Genomic DNA, 17,433 nt, shown 5'->3' with positions numbered 1-17,433 from the left:
GTGGCTTTGACAATGCGAATTACCAATACCGAGGCACTTCGTGCTCGGCACGACGAACTCCTGCACGCCTTGGAAGCTGCGGTTGGTGAAAACCTTAGCTCTGAAGATTTGCGGATGCTTGCAGAGTCCGGTCGCTTTTCGAAAGCGGAGCGCGCTTTATATGACGAGCTCCGACGCGTCGAGCTTATGCTTGAACGTTAAGCGGTGGTCTGCTTGGGGGGAATCGGGCAACAGCTGACAGCGGAATTCTTTAATTGGGTGCATGCCTTGCACCTGAAAGTGTTGCCCCTCAATAAAGACTCCGATATTCAGGTATGGACGGATCTCAACCCAGACGATGGATCTGCACTATTGGAATTGCACGCACCGCTGGTTTACGGCGTAGGAAGCGATAGTAGCCATAGTGTTTCCTACAGTGACCTTTTCGAATCTGTGGTTCGCTTTCACACGGTCCTTTCACCTGATGAATTGTCCCTCAGCGTAAAATCGAGCAAGTTTGAGCTACGGGTGGGGACTGCTCCGGGCGTGCGTTTCGAGTACGAGCGAGACAATCGTGTCGCTCCGACTGCCCATATTCATCATTCAGGAGTGGCTGGCTTGTTGAGTCCTGCGTTAATGAAAAATTTTTCCGGAGTGAAGAATCGGCGGAAGAAGGGAAAGATTGAGGACATACATTTTCCTGTAGGCGGCAGACGGTTTCGGGTGTCTTTGGAGGATTACTTTTTCTTCCTTTTCGCGGAATGCGGTTTCCGATCGCGGCCCGGCTGGAAAAGCGTTCTCACAGATAGTCGGGAAAAGTGGCTCGATGAACAGTTGCGCGGAGCAGTAGCTGATAATCCTGAGCGAGCTGCGCAAGTCTTGCGGCAGATGGGATACTCCGTTGAGTGGACAGGCACTGCGTCCGTTTCTCATACGCGTGACCATCGGCCGTGGTGAATTCCTACTTGCGGGTCAATTAGACTAGGCCGGGTGAGTACTTTGCGCATTTTTGATACCGCCACCCGCAGCCAACGTGAGTTCGAGCCGGTTCGTCCCGGCCATGCGTCGATCTACCTGTGTGGTGCCACCCCGCAGTCCCAGCCGCACATTGGGCACCTGCGCTCCGGCGTTGCCTTCGATATCCTGCGCCGCTGGCTGCTTGCGCAGGGCTATGACGTGGCCTTGGTGCGCAACGTCACCGATATCGATGACAAGATCCTCACCAAGGCAGCCGAGAATAACCGCCCTTGGTGGGAGTGGGTATCCACCTATGAGCGCGAGTTCACCAAGGCTTATAACACCCTGGGCGTTTTGCCGCCCTCCGTGGAGCCGCGAGCGACGGGCTTTGTGACGCAGATGGTGGAGTACATGCAACGGCTTATCGACGCCGGCTTCGCATATGCCGTGCCTGGCGAGGACGGTGCTGGTTCCGTCTACTTTGATGTCGCCGCGTGGAATGCCACGGAAGGCTCGGACTATGGCGCGTTGTCTGGCAACCGCGTCGAGGATATGGAGCAGGGTGAGTCCGATGCCGTGGGCAAGCGCAGCCCGCAGGACTTCGCGCTGTGGAAGGCGGCTAAGCCGGGCGAACCGTCCTGGCCCACACCGTGGGGCAAGGGCCGCCCGGGCTGGCACCTTGAGTGCTCGGCCATGTCGACTTACTACCTAGGCGGCGAGTTCGATATCCACTGCGGTGGCTTGGACCTGCAGTTCCCGCACCACGAAAATGAGATCGCACAGTCCCATGCGGCGGGGGATAAGTTCGCCAACTACTGGATGCACAACCACTGGGTCACCATGGCCGGTGAGAAGATGTCGAAGTCCTTGGGCAACGTACTCTCCATTGCCAACATGCTGGAGATCGTCCGCCCGGTGGAGCTGCGCTACTACCTGGGTTCCGCGCACTACCGTTCGGTCCTCGAATACTCTGAGGCAGCGCTGACCGAGGCCGCGGCGGGCTACCGTCGTATTGAGGACTTTGTGGGCAAGTTCGAGGGCGTCGAGAAGGGCCAGTGGACCGCGGCCTTCGAGGACGCAATGAACGATGACATTGCTGTCCCGAAGGCGCTGGCGGAAATCCACACCACGGTGCGCGCGGGCAATAAGGCGCTGGGAGAAGGCAACCGTGAGGAAGCCGAGCGCCTTGCCGGGGCGGTGCGCGTCATGGCTGCGGTTCTTGGCTTTGATCCACTCGATGAACAGTGGAAAGATAGTGGCGAAGAAAGCGGCGCTGATGCGGCATTGGACGTCCTCGTCCGAGCCGAGTTGGAGCGTCGCACTACCGCCCGCGCAGAAAAGGATTGGGCTACTGCGGACGCTGTGCGCGACCGCCTTGCAGCCGCGGGTATTACCATCACCGACACCGCCGACGGCCCCACCTGGTCCTTGGCGGATTAACGTCCTTGGCAAAGGCCTAGGACAGCACAGAAGCCGAGGACAACATAAGGAGAAGAATTATGGCACGTACCCATGGCCGCGGCGGCGCAGGTATCCGCAAGACGAATAAGAAGGGCGCTACGAAGGGCTCTGGCGGTCAGCGCCGCAAGGGCCTAGCCGGCAAGGGGCCCACGCCGAAGGCGGAGGACCGCGTCTACCACGCCAAGCACAAGGCGAAGCTGGAGCGCGAACGCCGCAACTCGGGCCGCCACCACAAGGAGACCGCGGAGATGGTCGTCGGCCGCAACCCGGTCATCGAGTGCCTCCACGCTAAGGTTCCGGCAACGTCGCTCTACATTGTGCAGGGAACGCGCAACGACGCCCGCCTGTCTGAGGCCGTAGCCATGTGCAATACCCGCAACATCCCGATTCTTGAGGTCCAGCGCCACGAGATGGACCGCATGACCGGCAACGGCATGCATCAGGGCATTGGTCTGCAGATCCCGCCGTACAAGTATGCCGACGTTCATGACCTGATGGATCGGGCCCGCGATGCTCAGGAACCGGGTATGTTCGTCATCCTCGATAACATTACGGATCCCCGTAACCTCGGCGCGGTTATCCGCTCCGTCGCTGCTTTCGGCGGCCACGGCGTCATCATCCCGGAGCGCCGTTCGGCCTCCGTTACCGCGGTGGCTTGGCGCACCTCGGCCGGTACCGCAGCACGCCTGCCTGTCGCGCGCGTGACCAACGTGACCCGCACGGTTCAGGAGTTCCAGAAGGCTGGCTACCAGGTCGTCGGCCTCGATGCGGGAGGCGAGCACACGCTCGACACCTACAACGGCGGCACTGACCCCGTCGTCATCGTCATCGGCTCTGAGGGCAAGGGCATCTCGCGCCTCGTCCGCGAGAACTGCGATGCCATCATGTCCATCCCCATGACCGACTGGGTTGAATCCCTCAACGCCTCCGTGGCGGCAGGTGCGGTCCTTTCGGAGTTCGCCCGCCAGCGCCGCGCGGCCCAGAAGTAGGCTCACGCTTTCGCCGCCATGTTCCTCACGAGTGTGCGTCCCGCCCCGGAGCTTATTGGGGAGGGACTGCCCGGCGTGCCGGAACACATGCGCCGCCTGGGCGTGCTCATCGCAGCGCTGCCCGGCGGCGCCTTGCGTTTGCCTACGCCCGTGACCGTCGTCGTGGGGGATAACGGCGCCGGAAAATCCACGCTGCTCGAGGCCATCGCCGTGGGGCTTGGCGTCAATCCCGAGGGCGGCTCGCGCCACGCCCGGTTTGCCACCGGCGACGAGGACTATCCCGAGTGGCTCATCTGCTCGCGGGCGCACAACCCGCGCGACGTGTACTTCTTGCGCGGCGAGACCTTCCTCAACTTGAGCGAGTATCACCACCAGATCCACAGCCCGGAGAATCCCGATCCGCTCAGTGACCTGCCGTTTCTCAGCCACGGCCAGGGTCTGCTCGCCCTCGTCGAGAGACGCTTCCATTCTGACGGAATGATCATTCTCGACGAGCCGGAAGACGGCTTGTCCTATCCCCGGCAGGTCGAGGTTGTCACGCAGCTCGAGCGCCTCGCCGCCCAGGGCGCGCAGGTCATCCTCGCGACGCACTCGCCAGTCTTCCTCAGCATGCAAGGCGCGACCGTCTACGCGTTCGGCGACAAGGGGATTGCGCCCGTCGCTCCCGAAGCGACGGAAGCTGTCCACGCCGCGCGCGAGTTCCTTGCCGATCCATTGGGGACCGCCGCGTTTCTTATTGGGGAGGGCGAATGAGAGACTTCTATGTCGACGCCTATGCCGCGCTGGACGGCGGCCACGGACCTGAGTGGGTGTCCTCCGTTCCTGGTTTCGTGGCGCTGCGACGCCAAGGACTGGACCTGCGTGCGCCGGTGACCGTGCTGACCGGGGACAACGGGGTAGGAAAGTCGACGCTCGCCGAGGGCATTGCCTTCGAGTACGGCTTTCCTGAGCGCGGTGGGATATGGGGTGTGCAGCGCTCCGCCGGTCCCATCAATCCCCTCCGGAGGTGGGCGAGCCTGCGGCTAGGTACCGCGCCCAAGGACGGCTACTTCCTGCGAGCGGAGGCGCACTACAACGTTGGTTCGACCGCGATGTCGCATGGCGAGTCCGTCATGGACGTCGTGCAGCGTTCCTTTGATGGGCGCGGGCTCTACATCCTCGACGAGCCGGAATCTGGGCTTTCGCTCGTGCGGCAGATGACGCTCATGGCGGAAATCCATCGCGCCGCGGAGGCGGGTGCGCAGTTCATCGTGGTGACGCACTCACCGATTGTGGCAGCCATCCCCGGTGCGCGGATTGTTGAAATTACAGAAGATGGGTTCTTCCTTGAGCTGCGCGACGTGACACAGACGCTGGCGTTTCAGTCGTTGCGTGAGTTTCTCTACGCCTCCGGATGCTAGATTCAGGGCCGAGAAAGCTGGATGGCGATCTTTACTTCTTGGTTGCTGGCCAGTACTTCACATCTTGAACATTCAGATTGCGTGCGTGTGCCGAATACAAGGTTCTGGAGGATTGGGGTTCCACGGCTTAGAGACGAGGACAACTCGGTCCTTTGCCTGCCGTTTTCACCTTGTACAGATTCAGCTGCGGGTAACTTGAAGAATCTTCGCCAGCAAACCGTGACATCGAGAGTACATACATGCACAGACGTGTGCAACATCACGCTGGGACGTAATAATTCTCTAGATAACAACGGGTCGCAAGTGTGATTAGTCAGTACGCGAGAAAAGAAAACCTACGCGATGGAACGCGACCTCTACGCGATCGTCAACGACATTGCCGACCACTACAACAAGGTTCACTGAATGATGAACTGAAGGATCTTTTATCCCTTGTAGGCCTTTCATTGCACCACAGTGTTTCCTGCGAGCATGCTTCGCTCGGTATGAAACAGCGTCTAGGAATCGCCAAAGCACTGGTCGGTAATCCACAATTATTGCTTCTCGACGCTCACCTACGAACGGCCTAGACCCGAGGTTGGGGCTGAGTGGAGTGAGACACGATGGGGCGCACGTGCAGTCTAGAGCCCGAAGAATTCCTCCACGAGCTCGGCAGCGATGAAGGAATCCGTGTTTTTACCCAGGCGTGGGTCCAGCTCGTTGCCCGACGGGATGACGTGGCCCATGCCCTCGACGCTCACGAGCTCGACCGGCGCGCCGGTGGCGTCTGCCGGCTCCCAGCGGTCGACAACGGTGTCGGGGAAAAGGTGGGTGCGCTCTGGGCCGGCGGCATGGTTGAGCTCCGCGAAGCGTGCGGCGTTCTCCTGCGCGCCGGTGACGGCACCGCGGGTGCGCTTCGGGTCAATGCCCGCCGTTCCGCCCGTATAGGGCGCGAGCCGGTCGCCCGTGCCGTGGACGAACATGACCGGGGTGGGTTGGTACGCCGAGTCCGGATTGGTGGGCGCATGGTTGGCGCCGGCGCCGAGAGTGGAGGCGAAGATGCAGGCGGCATCGGCAAGCCCGGGGGCGTCGAAGAGCAAGCGGATAACCATCTGCCCGCCGTTGGAGAAGCCGCAGAGGAACACGCGGCTAATCTCCTGCTCCGCGCGCAGCTCGTCGAGGATGGCGCGCGTGAAGGCGACGTCATCGATGCCCAGCTCGCGCGCGGCGACGGGCAGGGTGGCGCGGGCATCGTTAAAGTGCTGTTCCACGCCGGTGGGGTAGACCGCAAGCATGCCGTGGCGGGTGGCGAGGTCATCGAACGTGCCGTTAGTGAAGCGGCGGATGACGTTCGCGGATTGCAGGGAGCCGTGGAAGAACAGGAGGAGGTCTCTCTGGCGCTCGACGTCATCATTCGGGCGGTACACGAGGTACGTGCGGGTGCGGTCTTGTAATTCGAGGCTACGGCGTTCCAAAGTCACGCATCTAGCCTAATCCTGATGCGCGCAGTGCTCATCGTGCGTCGAGGTGTGGTGTGTCTCGGCGTCGGCGCGATCGGTGGCGGCGCGGAAGTGTTCCTGGGAGGCGCGGCGGGCGGCGACGTCGTCGCGGACGGCCTTGCGGCTGCGAGCCCAGCCGATGCCGCGGCAGACCAGGTAAATAACAAAAGAGATGCTCGTGACGAAGACCGAGACGGGCAGGCCCGGCGCCAGGGAGAGGACCAGGCCGCCCACGGCGGAGACCTCCGCGAAGATGGTGGACCACACCACCGCGCGCAGCGGGGAGGAGGTAATCTGTACCGCCGCTGCGCCCGGGGTGATGAGCAGCGCCATGACGAGTAGGGAACCGACGATCTGTACGGACTGCGCGGCCGTCAGACCAACGAGGATGGCGAAGCAGACCGCTAGGGACTTCACCGGCACGCCGGCGGCTTGGGCCATGACGGGATCCGCAGAGGCGAAGAGCAGCGGGCGCCAGAACAGCGCCACTACGGCGACGATGATGGCGGTCGTGGCGGCGAGTAACCACACCGAAGCGGAGGAGACGCCGACGATTTGTCCCGTCAGGAGCGTCATAGCGGTGTTGGCGTTGCCAGGGTAGAGGTGCAGGAATAACACCGACAAGCCTAGGCCAAAGCTCATGACCACGCCGATGGCGCTGTCCTGTTGGCCTTTGAGGCCGAGCACCGCCAGAATGATGGCGGCGACGATGGCGCCGGCAATCGCGCCGAAGCCGATGTTCAGTCCGAACAACAGCGCTGCGGCCGCACCCATGAGCGCGAGCTCCGAGGTGGCATGCACGGAAAAAGACATCTGGCGCAGCACGATGAGCGAGGTCATCACTCCGGACAGGATGCCCAGCAGCGCACAAGCAACCAGTGCATCCTGTACGAAATCGACGCCCAGCAGGTACTGGGTGTCCTCGAGGAACTTAGACAACGATGAGCCTCCCATCGACGTTGAGGACCTTCACGGACGAGCCGTACAGCTCCGAGAGCACCTCCGAGCGCATGACCTCATCCACCGTGCCGAACATGTGCCCGTTGGGCGCGAGGTAGAGCACCTTGTCCACCACACCCAGCACGGGATTGATGCCGTGGGTGACGAAGAGGATGGAGGTGCCGCGTTCGTGACGCCACGCATTGAGCTTCTCGACGGTCGCCTGCTGCCGCGCTGGATCCAAAGACAACAGCGGCTCGTCCGCGAGGATGAGCTCTGGGTCGTTGGCTAGGGCCTGGGCTTGGCGAATGAGCTGTTGCTGCCCGCCGGAGAGCTGGCCCACGCGGCGGTTGGCAATTCCGGTGGCGCCGACCTCGGCGAGGAGTTCATCGACGCGTCCCCGGGCAGGGAGCCGGTTGCGCAGCGTGCCGTGGGCGAGGGACAGCGACACCAGATCCCGGGCGCGTAGCGGCAGGTCCTGCGGGAACATCCTTTGCTGTGGGATAAAGCCCACGCGGCACGCGACGTCCACGCTGCCCGCGGTGAGCTGGCGGGTACCCAGGATAGTTCCCAGCAGCGTGGACTTGCCCACGCCATTGGGGCCTAAAACGGCGATGAACTCGCCGCGGTCTACGGCGAGGTTCATATCCGACCACAGTGGTTCTACTGCGGCATTCTTAAAGGAAATGAGCACTTATGCGGCCTCGAGTGCGCTGACGACTTCTTCGTAGTAGTCGAGGAAGTTGGTCTTCTCCGGCGGGGTTTCACCAATCTCTACCACCGGGATGTTCTTGTCCTCGGCGGCGGTGCGAATGCGCTTGGTCATGTCGGTTTCGGTCTGCGGGTTGAAGATGAGCAGGTCGATCTTGTCCTGCTTGATGTCCTCGAGGAAGTGCGCCAGGTCGGCGGCGGTGGGCTCGCCTTCAGCAACGGTGGCCTTGCGGTAGCCCTCCGGGGTGGCGTCGGTGCTCTCGGTGTATTTGAAGATGTAGTCCGCGATGGGCTCGGTCTGCGCGTAGTTGTGCTGCGGGAGCTTCTCGATGCGTGCCTTCAGGCCCTCCACGCGCTCGACCAGAGGATCGGCGGTGGCCTTGGCCTCCGGGTTGGCCTCGTTGACGAGATTGGCTACGTCGGTCGCCACCTTCTCGATGGCCGCGGCGTCGTACCACACGTGCTCGTTGCCATCGATGTTGGTGATCTGCTCGGGGTGCTCGGCGGCGATCTTCTTGGCCTCGTCCATGGTCACGGTTTCGCCTTCGTGAGCGTGGTCATGATCATGACCTTCTCCATGGTCATGCTCGTCATGACCATGTTCGTCGTGGTCATGCGCGTGTTCCTCGTGCGCATGGTCGTGTTCTTCTCCATGATCATGATCGCCATGGTCATGCGCGGTCAGCGGCAGGGCGTGGATGATCTCGTCCTGGTTCTTGACTGCCTGGTAGAGCCATGCGTCGTAGCCGCCGCCACCGGCGATGATGACGTCGGCGTCGTTAGCGCGCGCGATGTCGGCCGCGGTGGGTTCGAAGTGATGGGGGTCCACGCCATTGCCACTCACGATGGGGCGGACGTCGATGTTGACGTCGGTCTGTGCGGTATCGACGACGGCCTGGGCAACGTCGGCCCAGATGGAGGTCGAGGCCACGACGTGGATGGTCTCCTTGTCGGAGCCGGCATCCGAGCCGCCGGCGGCGCTGTCATCACCGGAGGAGCAGGCACTCAGCGCTGCGGCACCCAGGGTGGCGGCGAAGAGGAGAGCGGTGGGACGTCGGAAAGCACGGCGTGAGTGGGAAGTGGTCATGTCCCTATTTCTACGCTTTAGTGAAAATTGTTGTCAAATGATAATGAGTTGAAAACGGGTAGTGTTACCGTCATGTCCAAACGCAGCACGACGCTGGCCTCCCTGGCTGCCGAACTCGGGGTTTCGCCCACCACGGTGTCCAACGCGTATAACCGCCCGGACCAGCTGGCGCCTGCCACCCGCGAGCGCATCCTCGCTGCCGCGGCCGAGCGCGGCTACACCGGCCCGGATCCCACCGCGCGCAGCCTGCGCACGCGCCGCCAGGGGTCGCTGGGGGTCCTGCTCACCGAGCACCTGTCCTATGCCTTCGAGGACATGGCTTCCGTGGACTTCCTCGCCGGGATGGCGGAGGCTTCAGCGGGGGCGAGCACGACCCTTACCTTGATTCCCGCCGGCCCGGATACCGTGGGCGCCCCCAACGATGCCCAGGCGGCGCAACTCGTAGGGTCGGCGGCGGTTGATGGCTTCGTGGTCTATTCCGTGGCGGCGGGCGATGCTTATCTGGAGGCCGTGCGCCGTCGCTGTCTGCCGGTGGTGGTGTGTGACCAGCCCACGGATTCGGGCCTGCCCTTCGTGGGCATCGACGACCGCGCCGCGATCGCCCCGGCGGCGCAGGCGCTTGTCGACGCCTCCCATACCCGCATCGGCATCCTCACCATCCGCCTGCACCGCGAGCGCCTCGACGGCGAAGTGACGGCAGAACAGCTCGCCGCGGCGGACATGCACGTCCAGCGCTCGCGCGTACTGGGGGCGCTGGACGTCTTCGCGCAGGCGGGCCTCGATCCTTCAGATATCCCCGTGGTGACGCGCCACATCAACGACCCGCGCACCGCCTATGCGGCAGCCGAAGAGTTGCTGAGCGCCCACCCCGAACTCACCGCGGTGCTGTGCACGACGGACTCGATGGCGCTCGGCGTGATAGCTTATGCCCGCGATCATGGAATTGCTGTTCCGGAGCAGCTTTCCGTCACCGGATTCGACGGCATCGCGCCGGCCCTAGCACTGGGACTGAGTACCGTCGTACAGCCGAATAAGGAGAAGGGGGCGGCAGCCGGGCGCATGCTGGCCAGTCTCATCGATGGGCGCGGCGACGTACCGCGCGCGTTGTTGGAGACCACCTTCCATCCTGGGCGGACCGTGGCCCCGGCTGGGGCTTAAGCGCTGTGCTGCGCGCGGGCGGCGGCGAGTTCTTCGAGGAACTCCGTCACCGCCGCGATATCGGGCACGCGTAGCGCCGCTTGCGTTGCGCCCTCACCGACCTTGACGCCGAGGTCCGGCGGTTGGTTGAGCATGGCGAAGCCGTCTTCATCGGTGGTGTCGTCCCCCACGAAGACCACTGCCGTGGCGCCGACGCGCTGGCGAAGCTTCTCAAGCCACGTGCCTTTCGTGGCCTGCGTAGCGGAAAATTCGACGACGCACTTGCCCGCAGTCTTAGGGAAGCCATCGGCGCTGAGAGCCTCGCCTTCTGCATAGGCCGCGGCCGCCGCGTCAGGATCCTGCAACTCTAGCGTCCGCAGGTGCAGCACGCGCTGGAAGGGTTTGACCTCCAGTTCCGCGCCGGGGTGGCGCGCGATGATTTCTTTGAGTTCTGCTTCTTTCTTCGCCAGGTGAGCTTCCATCTCCGGAGTGAGGGCGGAATCCTCCCAAGAGGACTCTGCGCCATGCGAGCCGCCCAAAAGTACCGGTTCACGCAGCGGGCAAACCCGCTTTAAGCCTTCGAGATGCCGACCGGAGAGTACCGCGGCGGTGGTGTTCGGGAGCTCCGCTAGGGTGGCCAGGGCGTCGAGTGAGCGCTGCTCCGGCTTTACGTCATACGCGTTGCGCGCGAAGCCCGCTAAGGTGCCATCAAAATCGGACACAACCGCGAGGTGTTCAGTGGAGGCGAGAGCATCAATCATGCTCCCCACCCTAGCGCTGAAAACTTCAGGGCTACAGCGAAGCCATCCGGATGATCGGTGAATCCACTTTGTCGGTGCGCAGCGTCAATACGAGTTGGTTGTTGGGGTTAAGCGCAAAGTCGAATTCATGGCCTTCGGCGATGAGGTTGCGCATGAGCGAATCGGCCCACCTGACCGAGCCCTCGCAGTCTTCACCGTTCGGTGGGCTCTCGTAGGTGGCTTTTTCTACCCTCATCACGTCACCCTCCCAGATCGTGGAGGCCTTGTTCCCTTTGTGGAAGGAGACCTCGGCGGTGAAGGGGACGCAGCCGGTCGAGCCCACGGCAGTGTGCTCACCGAAACTCATGTGCGGCACTTGCGCGGTATCGGCTGGGAGGGAGGATGGCGCGTCCGGGGAGGTATAAAGGTTGATGACCTGCCAATCCTTGCCCACGATGCGATCATCGCCGCGCGGCGTGGGCTCCTCGTCCGCGGAGCCGCACCCGGTGAGGCCACTTGCGAGCAGCGCCGAGGTGAGCACAGCGGTGAGCGCTGCGGCGGGGCGGCGTCGCATCATGCTTCCTCCTGATCCAACGCGCCGAGGAAGGACTGCGACCACAAAGCGATATCATGCTGGCGCACCTGCTCGTTCATGGCAGTCATGCGCTCGCGCATGGTCTCAGGCGATTCCTCCAGCGCCTTGACCGCGGAGAGCAGGGCGCGCTTGATGGATTCGATGTCGAAGGGGTTGCACAGGTTAGCTTGAGTAAGCTCTGCCGCCGCACCTGCGAACTCGGAGAGCACGAGCGCGCCGGAGCCATCGCCGTGGGAGGCCACGTATTCCTTGGCCACTAGGTTCATGCCGTCCTTAAATGGCGTGACCAGCATGATGTCCGCGAGCCTGTAGTAGCGGCGCAGGACCTCCTTCGGAACGGAGCTGTGCTGATAGTGCACCACCGGCGCACCGAGGCGCCCGAAGCGCCCATTGATGCGGCCTACGGCTTCCTCCACCTTCGAGCGCGTGGCGCGGTAGTGGTCGATGCGCTCGCGCGAGGGCGTGGCCAGCTGCACGAAGGTCACCTCTTCTGGGTCCAGCGCCCCGGTTTCGAGGAGCTCCTCGAAGGCAGTAAGACGCTGCAGGATGCCCTTTGTGTAGTCGAGGCGGTCGACTCCCAAAATGACGTGCGTGGGGTTACCCAACTCCGCACGTAGCTGGGCGATGTCCCCCGCATCACCGCCTTCAGCGAACTCACCCGCCGCAATGGAGATGGGAAAGGCACCGATTCCGACGGAATGCCCACTACTGGTCACGATGCGCGCGGTGACCGCGCGGGTGCTCACTTCACCTTCGACCTTCAGGCCCTGGGTGCGGGCGAGCTCTAGGAAATTGCGGGCGTTGGATTCGAGGTGGAAGCCGATCAGGTTGGCGTCGAGAAGCCCCCGCACCAACTCCTCACGCCACGGCAGCTGGCGGAAGAGATCCGGGGAGGGGAAAGGGATGTGGAGGAAGAAGCCGATGGTGAGATCGGGGCGCAGCTGGCGCAGGATGCCGGGCACGAGCTGCAGCTGATAGTCCTGAACCCACACCGTGGCATTCTCCGCGGCGACAGCCGCTACCTCGTTGGCAAAACGCAGGTTGACCTCGCGGTAAGCATCCCACCAATCGCGGTTGTAGACGGGGGTGACGATGAGGTCGTGGTAGAGCGGCCACAGGGTGGCATTGGAAAAGCCCTCGTAGAAGGCTTCATAATCCTCTTGCGTGAGGCGTACCGGGTGAAGCAGGACGCCGTTGTCGGTGGTGAAAGGCTCAGGGGCCTCGTCGGCCACGCCCGGCCAACCCACCCAACAGCCCTGGTGTTCTTCCAAGACAGGGGAAAGCGCGGTGACGAGACCGCCGGGGGAGGCCTTCCATTCACGGGTGCCGTCGGCGGAGGTCTCGAGGTCCACCGGCAGGCGGTTGGCCACGACTACGAAGCTATTGCTGCGCCCGGACATAGCTAGGCCTTCTTCGCGGACTTTTTAGACGCCTTCTTCGTCGACTTCTTGGTGCTCTTCTTAGTCGCCTTCTTTGAGGCTTTCTTCGTAGCCTTCTTGGTCGCCTTCTTGCTGGACTTCTTGGAGGCCTTCTTCGTTGACTTCTTGCTGGACTTCTTCGGAGCAGCATCGGCTTGCTCGGCCAAGACCTTGCGGTGCACCAAGCCTTCCGGTTCGACGCCCAGCATCGACATAAGAGTCACGCCGTCAAGGAAATCCTCCGCATAGGTGGCAACGACGCGGCGCGCGGAGCGGGCGGTCTCTTCCTCTACTGCATGAGTCTGGTCAGCCGCTGGCTGAGTATCTGTGACCTTTGGTGGCACGGAGTCCTCCTGGGATGAAGTGTGAAAGCTTTCAGACCGGCTATTCTACGCTATTGCGACGCCGATGGGGCGCTCGGGTCATCTTTGCCGGGCACCGTGTAGGTGGGGCGCTGCGCTGGAAACTCCGTGGTGACGGGCCACATGTCCGTGACGGCATCACCCTGCTGGAAGCGCGCCTGCTGCGCGGGCGTCGGTGGCTTGGGGCCATACTGCGGCGGCGGGGCCGGCAGGTTGTGGCGCGGTGCGAAGGGGGACATGGGGACGCGGGGGATGCGTGCTCGCTGCGCCAAACGGGTGGCCCGTGAAAAGGAAAAGGTTCCCAGGCGCTTGAAGGCGGTATAAGGCCGGAAGTACTGCGGGCGGCGCAGGCGGCGGGCGACGCGCTCACCGAAGACCACGCCGGCGGCGAGCGCGCCGGAAATGGCAAGCGCACTGGCCAGGTTGGTCAGGCCGGTGATGAGCTGTTCGTTGAGCATGGCGTACATGCCGCGATACAAGGTCAGGCCCGGCAGCATGGGGGTATAGCCCACGATCATGGTGATGAGCGGTGGCATCATGTAGCGGCGGGAAAGGAGACCACCCGCGAGGCCTACCGCCACGGCCGAGAATCCGGAGGCCACGACAGCGCCAACGCCGAAAAAGACGACGAGGAAGTAGTAGAAAACCATACCGGCGGCCGCCGTGAGCCCGGAGATGGTGACCTCCGACCACGAAGCCCCCAAGGCCAACGCGAAGGCGGCGGAGCCGATTCCGCCGCACAGCACCAGAAGCGGGATCTGGTGATAGACGGGTGGCGCGAGCGTCGCCAGCGGCGGCAGGCTAAAGCCCACCCATGAGGCAACCTGGATACCCAGGCCCACGCCGGCGATGATGGCGCCGGTGGACATGAGGGCCTCGAAGAACTTGGCGGAGGAGGTTACGGGGGCGCGCGTGATGCCGTCCACCAGGCACTGCACCAAGGTCAGTCCCGCCACCAGCACGATGATGCCCGAACCGATGATCTGGGAAGGCAGAATGTGGATACCAAAACCCGCGAAGACGTTGTAGAGAATGGCCGCGGGGACAACGGCAAGCAAGCCACCGACGAGGTTCTGATAGAAGGGCGGCAAGCGGTAGCCGGCCAGGAACATGTTCGTGCCCATGATGAGCGCCGAAATGAGGAACGTGATGACGCCGACGAGGAGATCACCACCGAGCATGACGGCGATAAACCCACCCATGGCGCCCCAGGCGCTGACGATGGTGGTCGTGGAATAGGGGTTTTTCATCGCGTCGATATCATCCAGGACCTTCTCCGCCATGGCCGGCGGCGTGGCACCGGAGTGGATGGAGCGGATGAGGCGGTCGACGGCGGACAGCTTGGTGAAGTCCACAGCGATGCTCGGCGCCACGCGGAAGACGTGGAGGTTGCGCCGGTCTGGACCCGTGCCAATAGCCGTGTGGATAGTGATCGTGTTCATCAGGATGGACACGTGACAGTAGTGCAGACCATAAGAGGATGCGACGAGGTGAATCTGCGCCTGGACGTCAGTATTGGCGGAGCCAGCCGCAATCAGGATTTCGCCGACGCGCGCGGCGATTTCCATGACGCCCGTGACCTGGGCCGGGTCGGTGAGATCGACCGGGGCAAGAGGGGAGGGCGGTGGTGCGGCCTTCGCGGCGTCAATGGTGGCGACGGGGGCCGAACGGTACAGCAGGCGCTGGCGCAAGGAAGAAAGAACAGACACGGAAAAGAAAGACCTCATCAACACTTCTGGGTTCGGTAAGTCAGCACTTTAGTAACTGCCGCCGATTTATGCACCTGCCAGTGCTTTTCGGGGTCCTCACACTCGCTTTTTCGCAGCGCAAGCACCCTGGCTTTCCTTCCGAGGGGTGGTCTCAGGTACGATTCCCTCTAGCGGATTAGCCGCGGTGCTGGAGTGGCGCAATTGGTAGCGCAACGCACTTGTAATGCGTAGGTTGCGAGTTCAAGTCTCGTCTCCAGCTCAAAAGGGCCTTTTTAAAGGCCCATTTTTCTTAGTCGGCGAGGTGGCCTAGGGCGACGTCGATAAGCGCCCGGCGTCGCTGCGGTGACAGGGGGCGCTCGGTGAGGTGATCATGGACCCACAGGCCGTTCGCTATCACCATCGCGAGCGCCACGGATTCATCCTCCGTAGCGGGATCGGGGAGCCAACGCTCGTCGACATCCCTCCACACCTTCTGAAAATCCGGATGGGACTGCGCGTGGATGGACATCAGCAGCTCAATGAGCGGATCATTCTTGCCCATTGATTCCAACGCGGCACGGTAGCGCTGGCGCGGGCTTAATTCCTCGGCCGTCTTGCCGTCGGAGAGTGCGATAAGCTCCTCCTCCCAGCGCTCCGCGCACAACGAATGGCAGTCTATGAGCAGCTGGTGCCGGGTGGGGAAGTGGTAGATGAGCCCAGACTTGCTCATGCCCGTGGCCGTGGCCAAGGAATCATAAGTGAGCGCGTGGACGCCGTCCTTCTCGATGATGGTGAGCGCCATGTCGAGCGCTTCGACCTTTTTACTAGTGCGAGGCATCGGCACCTCCTGACGTGGGGTTGGTGCGGAAGCACCAGCCGGTGACCGCGGCGAAGACGAGCATGACTACGCCGAGTCCTGCGGCGGTGGCCAGGTAAGCGTCGGTATAGGCGGGGCCGGCAACCTCCGCGAGCGCCGGGGTGTGGAGCGCTTCCATGCCTAGGTCTTGGACGTCTTCGGGCAGACCGCTCTTGTACACCATGGGGAGTACGGAACCGGTGATCGCAATCGAGAGCAGCGTGCCGAATTCATAGGAGACCTCCTCTACGCCGGCGGCCATGCCGGAGCGCGAGGCGGGGGCGGCGCCGATGATGGCGGTGGAGGAGACTGACATGACAAGCCCCGCGCCGATTCCGGTGATGAATAGGCCCGCCAGGTATGCGGGGAAGATGTTGTGCGTGCCGCCCCACACCACGCAGCCGATGCCCGCCGCCATGAAGAGGAAGCCACCGGCGATGATCGGCAAGAAACCCCAACGGTGGAGGTTGGCACCACCCAACGCGGACATTGGCAGCGCCGCCAGCGCGATGAGGGAAATGATGAGCCCGGCATGAAGCGGGGAATACAGGTCCACCAGCTGGAGCTTCTGCGTTGTGGTCATCTCTAGTCCCGCCATGCCAAACATGGCGCCCGCCGCAGCCAAGACGCCGCCGCTGAAGATGGGGGAGCGGAAAATATCGAAGGTGAGGAGTGGTTCCTTCAGCTTGTGCTGGCGGCGGGTGAAGAGGATGGCGCCGATGAGGCAGGCGGCTAGCGCGCCGCCGATGAGCATGGCGTTGAGGTGGGCGCTGGCCACCGACTTGATGACGAGTATCAGCGAGGCCAGCGTGATGAGCGCATACAGCGAGGAGAGGAAATCCCAGTGCTTCGCCGGGTTCGCCATATTCGGCGGGGCGAGGAAGGCCGTGAGGATGAGCGCGATGATGACGATGGGCACGTTGACCAAGAAGACCGAGCCCCACCAAAAATGCTCCAGCAAGAAGCCACCCACCGTGGGGCCGGCCGCCGCACCCACGACGGCGATGGAGCCCCAAATGCCGATGGCTGTATTGCGCTCAATCTCATCCTCAAAGGTCAACCGGATCAGGGCGAGGGTTGCGGGCATCATGATGGAGGCCCCGAGGCCCAAAAAGGCGCGAGCCGCGGCTAATTCCCACGCGCCGGGCGCTAGCGCTGCGGCCAGTGATGCGATGCCGAAGATCCACAGGCCGATGACGAACATGCGGCGGTGCCCGATTTTATCGCCCAACGTGCCGGTTCCCAGCAGGAGGCCGGCCAGCATGAGCGCGTAGGCGTTGATGATCCACAGCTGCTGCAGCGAGGTGGCGTGGAGCTGATCGGAGAGCACCGGTAGCGCGGTGTAGAGGATTGAGTTGTCTAAGCCGATCATGAGCAGGCCCAGGGAAATGACGCCAAAAAAGGTCCACCGGCGCGTAGCGGAGGCGCGGAGGGATTCGGCGGAGGCTTTCACGTGGAGGTCTGACATGGTTCGAAACTATAGCGAACGGTCGTTACAGTTTCAAAGCTTAGAAGGTCGAGTTGTTGTCGCAGTCACAAAGTTTCTAGGACGTGAGAAGTCAGCTTTATGGTGGCGAAACGCGCCTTAAAGGGGGAACACTGGGGGCCGTTAACGGCAAAAGTTAGAGAGGTAAAT

Annotated in this window: 19 protein-coding genes and 1 tRNA gene; 9 read left to right on the top strand and 11 right to left on the bottom strand. The window is 62.8% G+C overall.

What is annotated here, in order from left to right; genetic code table 11:
- The 7 genes from R3O64_RS11065 to R3O64_RS11035 all read left to right on the top strand — a co-directional run bounded on the left by R3O64_RS11065 (position 1) and on the right by R3O64_RS11035 (position 5,355).
- Positions 1–201 carry a hypothetical protein gene (locus R3O64_RS11065; protein WP_144676665.1) on the top strand — a complete coding sequence of 67 codons (201 nt, stop codon included), beginning with the start codon at positions 1–3 and terminating at the stop codon, positions 199–201.
- A 12-nt stretch (positions 202–213) separates the two neighbouring features.
- Positions 214–936, top strand: a complete 723-nt coding sequence (locus tag R3O64_RS11060; RefSeq protein WP_144691917.1) for a hypothetical protein — start codon at positions 214–216, stop codon at positions 934–936.
- A gap of 33 nt (positions 937–969) precedes the next feature.
- Positions 970–2,376 (top strand): cysteine--tRNA ligase, encoded by a 1,407-nt coding sequence (gene cysS, locus R3O64_RS11055; protein WP_070522808.1) that lies wholly within the window; start codon positions 970–972, stop codon positions 2,374–2,376.
- Between the two features lie 59 nt (positions 2,377–2,435).
- On the top strand, positions 2,436–3,386 hold the full coding sequence (gene rlmB / locus R3O64_RS11050; RefSeq protein ID WP_070562308.1) for a 23S rRNA (guanosine(2251)-2'-O)-methyltransferase RlmB: 951 nt from the start codon (positions 2,436–2,438) through the stop codon (positions 3,384–3,386).
- Between the two features lie 18 nt (positions 3,387–3,404).
- Positions 3,405–4,139 carry an AAA family ATPase gene (locus R3O64_RS11045; RefSeq protein WP_010188884.1) on the top strand — a complete coding sequence of 245 codons (735 nt, stop codon included), beginning with the start codon at positions 3,405–3,407 and terminating at the stop codon, positions 4,137–4,139.
- Entirely contained in the window at positions 4,136–4,786 is a 651-nt protein-coding gene (locus R3O64_RS11040) for an AAA family ATPase (protein WP_010188886.1), read from the top strand. The genes R3O64_RS11045 and R3O64_RS11040 overlap by 4 nt, the downstream gene beginning before the upstream one ends.
- Positions 4,787–5,091: 305 nt before the next feature.
- The gene (locus R3O64_RS11035; RefSeq protein WP_339016910.1) at positions 5,092–5,355 is read left to right on the top strand and encodes an ATP-binding cassette domain-containing protein; all 264 of its coding nucleotides are present in this window, start codon (positions 5,092–5,094) and stop codon (positions 5,353–5,355) included.
- A gap of 51 nt (positions 5,356–5,406) precedes the next feature.
- On the opposite strand, the gene R3O64_RS11030 is transcribed toward R3O64_RS11035, so the two are convergent.
- Genes R3O64_RS11030 through R3O64_RS11015 form a run of 4 tightly spaced genes read right to left on the bottom strand, consistent with a single transcriptional unit; the run spans position 5,407 to position 9,001 of the window.
- Positions 5,407–6,246: an alpha/beta hydrolase family esterase gene (locus tag R3O64_RS11030; RefSeq protein WP_070522820.1), complete on the bottom strand. Its 840-nt coding sequence runs from the start codon at positions 6,244–6,246 to the stop codon at positions 5,407–5,409.
- Positions 6,247–6,255: 9 nt separating this feature from the next.
- The gene (locus tag R3O64_RS11025; RefSeq protein ID WP_186312193.1) at positions 6,256–7,218 is read right to left on the bottom strand and encodes a metal ABC transporter permease; all 963 of its coding nucleotides are present in this window, start codon (positions 7,216–7,218) and stop codon (positions 6,256–6,258) included.
- Complete coding sequence (locus R3O64_RS11020; protein WP_339016909.1) at positions 7,196–7,897, bottom strand: metal ABC transporter ATP-binding protein; 702 nt, start codon at positions 7,895–7,897, stop codon at positions 7,196–7,198. The genes R3O64_RS11025 and R3O64_RS11020 overlap by 23 nt, the downstream gene beginning before the upstream one ends.
- Positions 7,898–9,001 carry a metal ABC transporter solute-binding protein, Zn/Mn family gene (locus R3O64_RS11015; RefSeq protein WP_070522828.1) on the bottom strand — a complete coding sequence of 368 codons (1,104 nt, stop codon included), beginning with the start codon at positions 8,999–9,001 and terminating at the stop codon, positions 7,898–7,900. It lies immediately after the preceding gene.
- Positions 9,002–9,073: 72 nt separating this feature from the next.
- On the opposite strand from R3O64_RS11015, the gene R3O64_RS11010 reads away from it, so the two are divergent.
- On the top strand, positions 9,074–10,159 hold the full coding sequence (locus R3O64_RS11010) for a LacI family DNA-binding transcriptional regulator (protein ID WP_070522832.1): 1,086 nt from the start codon (positions 9,074–9,076) through the stop codon (positions 10,157–10,159).
- On the opposite strand, the gene otsB is transcribed toward R3O64_RS11010, so the two are convergent.
- Genes otsB through thrE form a run of 5 tightly spaced genes read right to left on the bottom strand, consistent with a single transcriptional unit; the run spans position 10,156 to position 14,962 of the window.
- Positions 10,156–10,899, bottom strand: coding sequence for a trehalose-phosphatase (gene otsB / locus R3O64_RS11005; RefSeq protein WP_070522835.1), 744 nt, complete (start codon positions 10,897–10,899; stop codon positions 10,156–10,158). The genes R3O64_RS11010 and otsB overlap by 4 nt on opposite strands.
- Positions 10,900–10,930: 31 nt before the next feature.
- Positions 10,931–11,455, bottom strand: a complete 525-nt coding sequence (locus R3O64_RS11000) for a hypothetical protein (RefSeq protein ID WP_070522838.1) — start codon at positions 11,453–11,455, stop codon at positions 10,931–10,933.
- The gene (locus R3O64_RS10995; RefSeq protein ID WP_144268909.1) at positions 11,452–12,873 is read right to left on the bottom strand and encodes an alpha,alpha-trehalose-phosphate synthase (UDP-forming); all 1,422 of its coding nucleotides are present in this window, start codon (positions 12,871–12,873) and stop codon (positions 11,452–11,454) included. Before R3O64_RS10995 ends, R3O64_RS11000 begins: the two co-directional genes overlap by 4 nt.
- Before the next feature lie 2 nt (positions 12,874–12,875).
- On the bottom strand, positions 12,876–13,235 hold the full coding sequence (locus R3O64_RS10990; RefSeq protein WP_070522844.1) for a hypothetical protein: 360 nt from the start codon (positions 13,233–13,235) through the stop codon (positions 12,876–12,878).
- Between the two features lie 50 nt (positions 13,236–13,285).
- Positions 13,286–14,962 (bottom strand): threonine/serine exporter ThrE, encoded by a 1,677-nt coding sequence (gene thrE, locus R3O64_RS10985; RefSeq protein ID WP_070684905.1) that lies wholly within the window; start codon positions 14,960–14,962, stop codon positions 13,286–13,288.
- A 186-nt stretch (positions 14,963–15,148) separates the two neighbouring features.
- Between thrE and R3O64_RS10980 the strand changes: the two genes are divergently transcribed.
- Positions 15,149–15,221, top strand: a tRNA-Thr gene (locus R3O64_RS10980).
- 30 nt (positions 15,222–15,251) lie between these two features.
- Here the strand turns inward: R3O64_RS10980 and R3O64_RS10975 are convergent.
- The gene (locus R3O64_RS10975; protein WP_070684868.1) at positions 15,252–15,779 is read right to left on the bottom strand and encodes a TetR/AcrR family transcriptional regulator; all 528 of its coding nucleotides are present in this window, start codon (positions 15,777–15,779) and stop codon (positions 15,252–15,254) included.
- Entirely contained in the window at positions 15,766–17,265 is a 1,500-nt protein-coding gene (locus R3O64_RS10970; RefSeq protein ID WP_339016908.1) for an MFS transporter, read from the bottom strand. The genes R3O64_RS10975 and R3O64_RS10970 overlap by 14 nt, the downstream gene beginning before the upstream one ends.
- Positions 17,266–17,433: the final 168 nt, after the last annotated feature.

The sequence above is a fragment of the Corynebacterium hesseae genome (assembly GCF_037850265.1).
Lineage (GTDB): Bacteria > Actinomycetota > Actinomycetes > Mycobacteriales > Mycobacteriaceae > Corynebacterium > Corynebacterium hesseae.
Note: the sequence above shows the minus strand (reverse complement) of the source record. Positions and strands in the feature narration are given on the sequence as shown.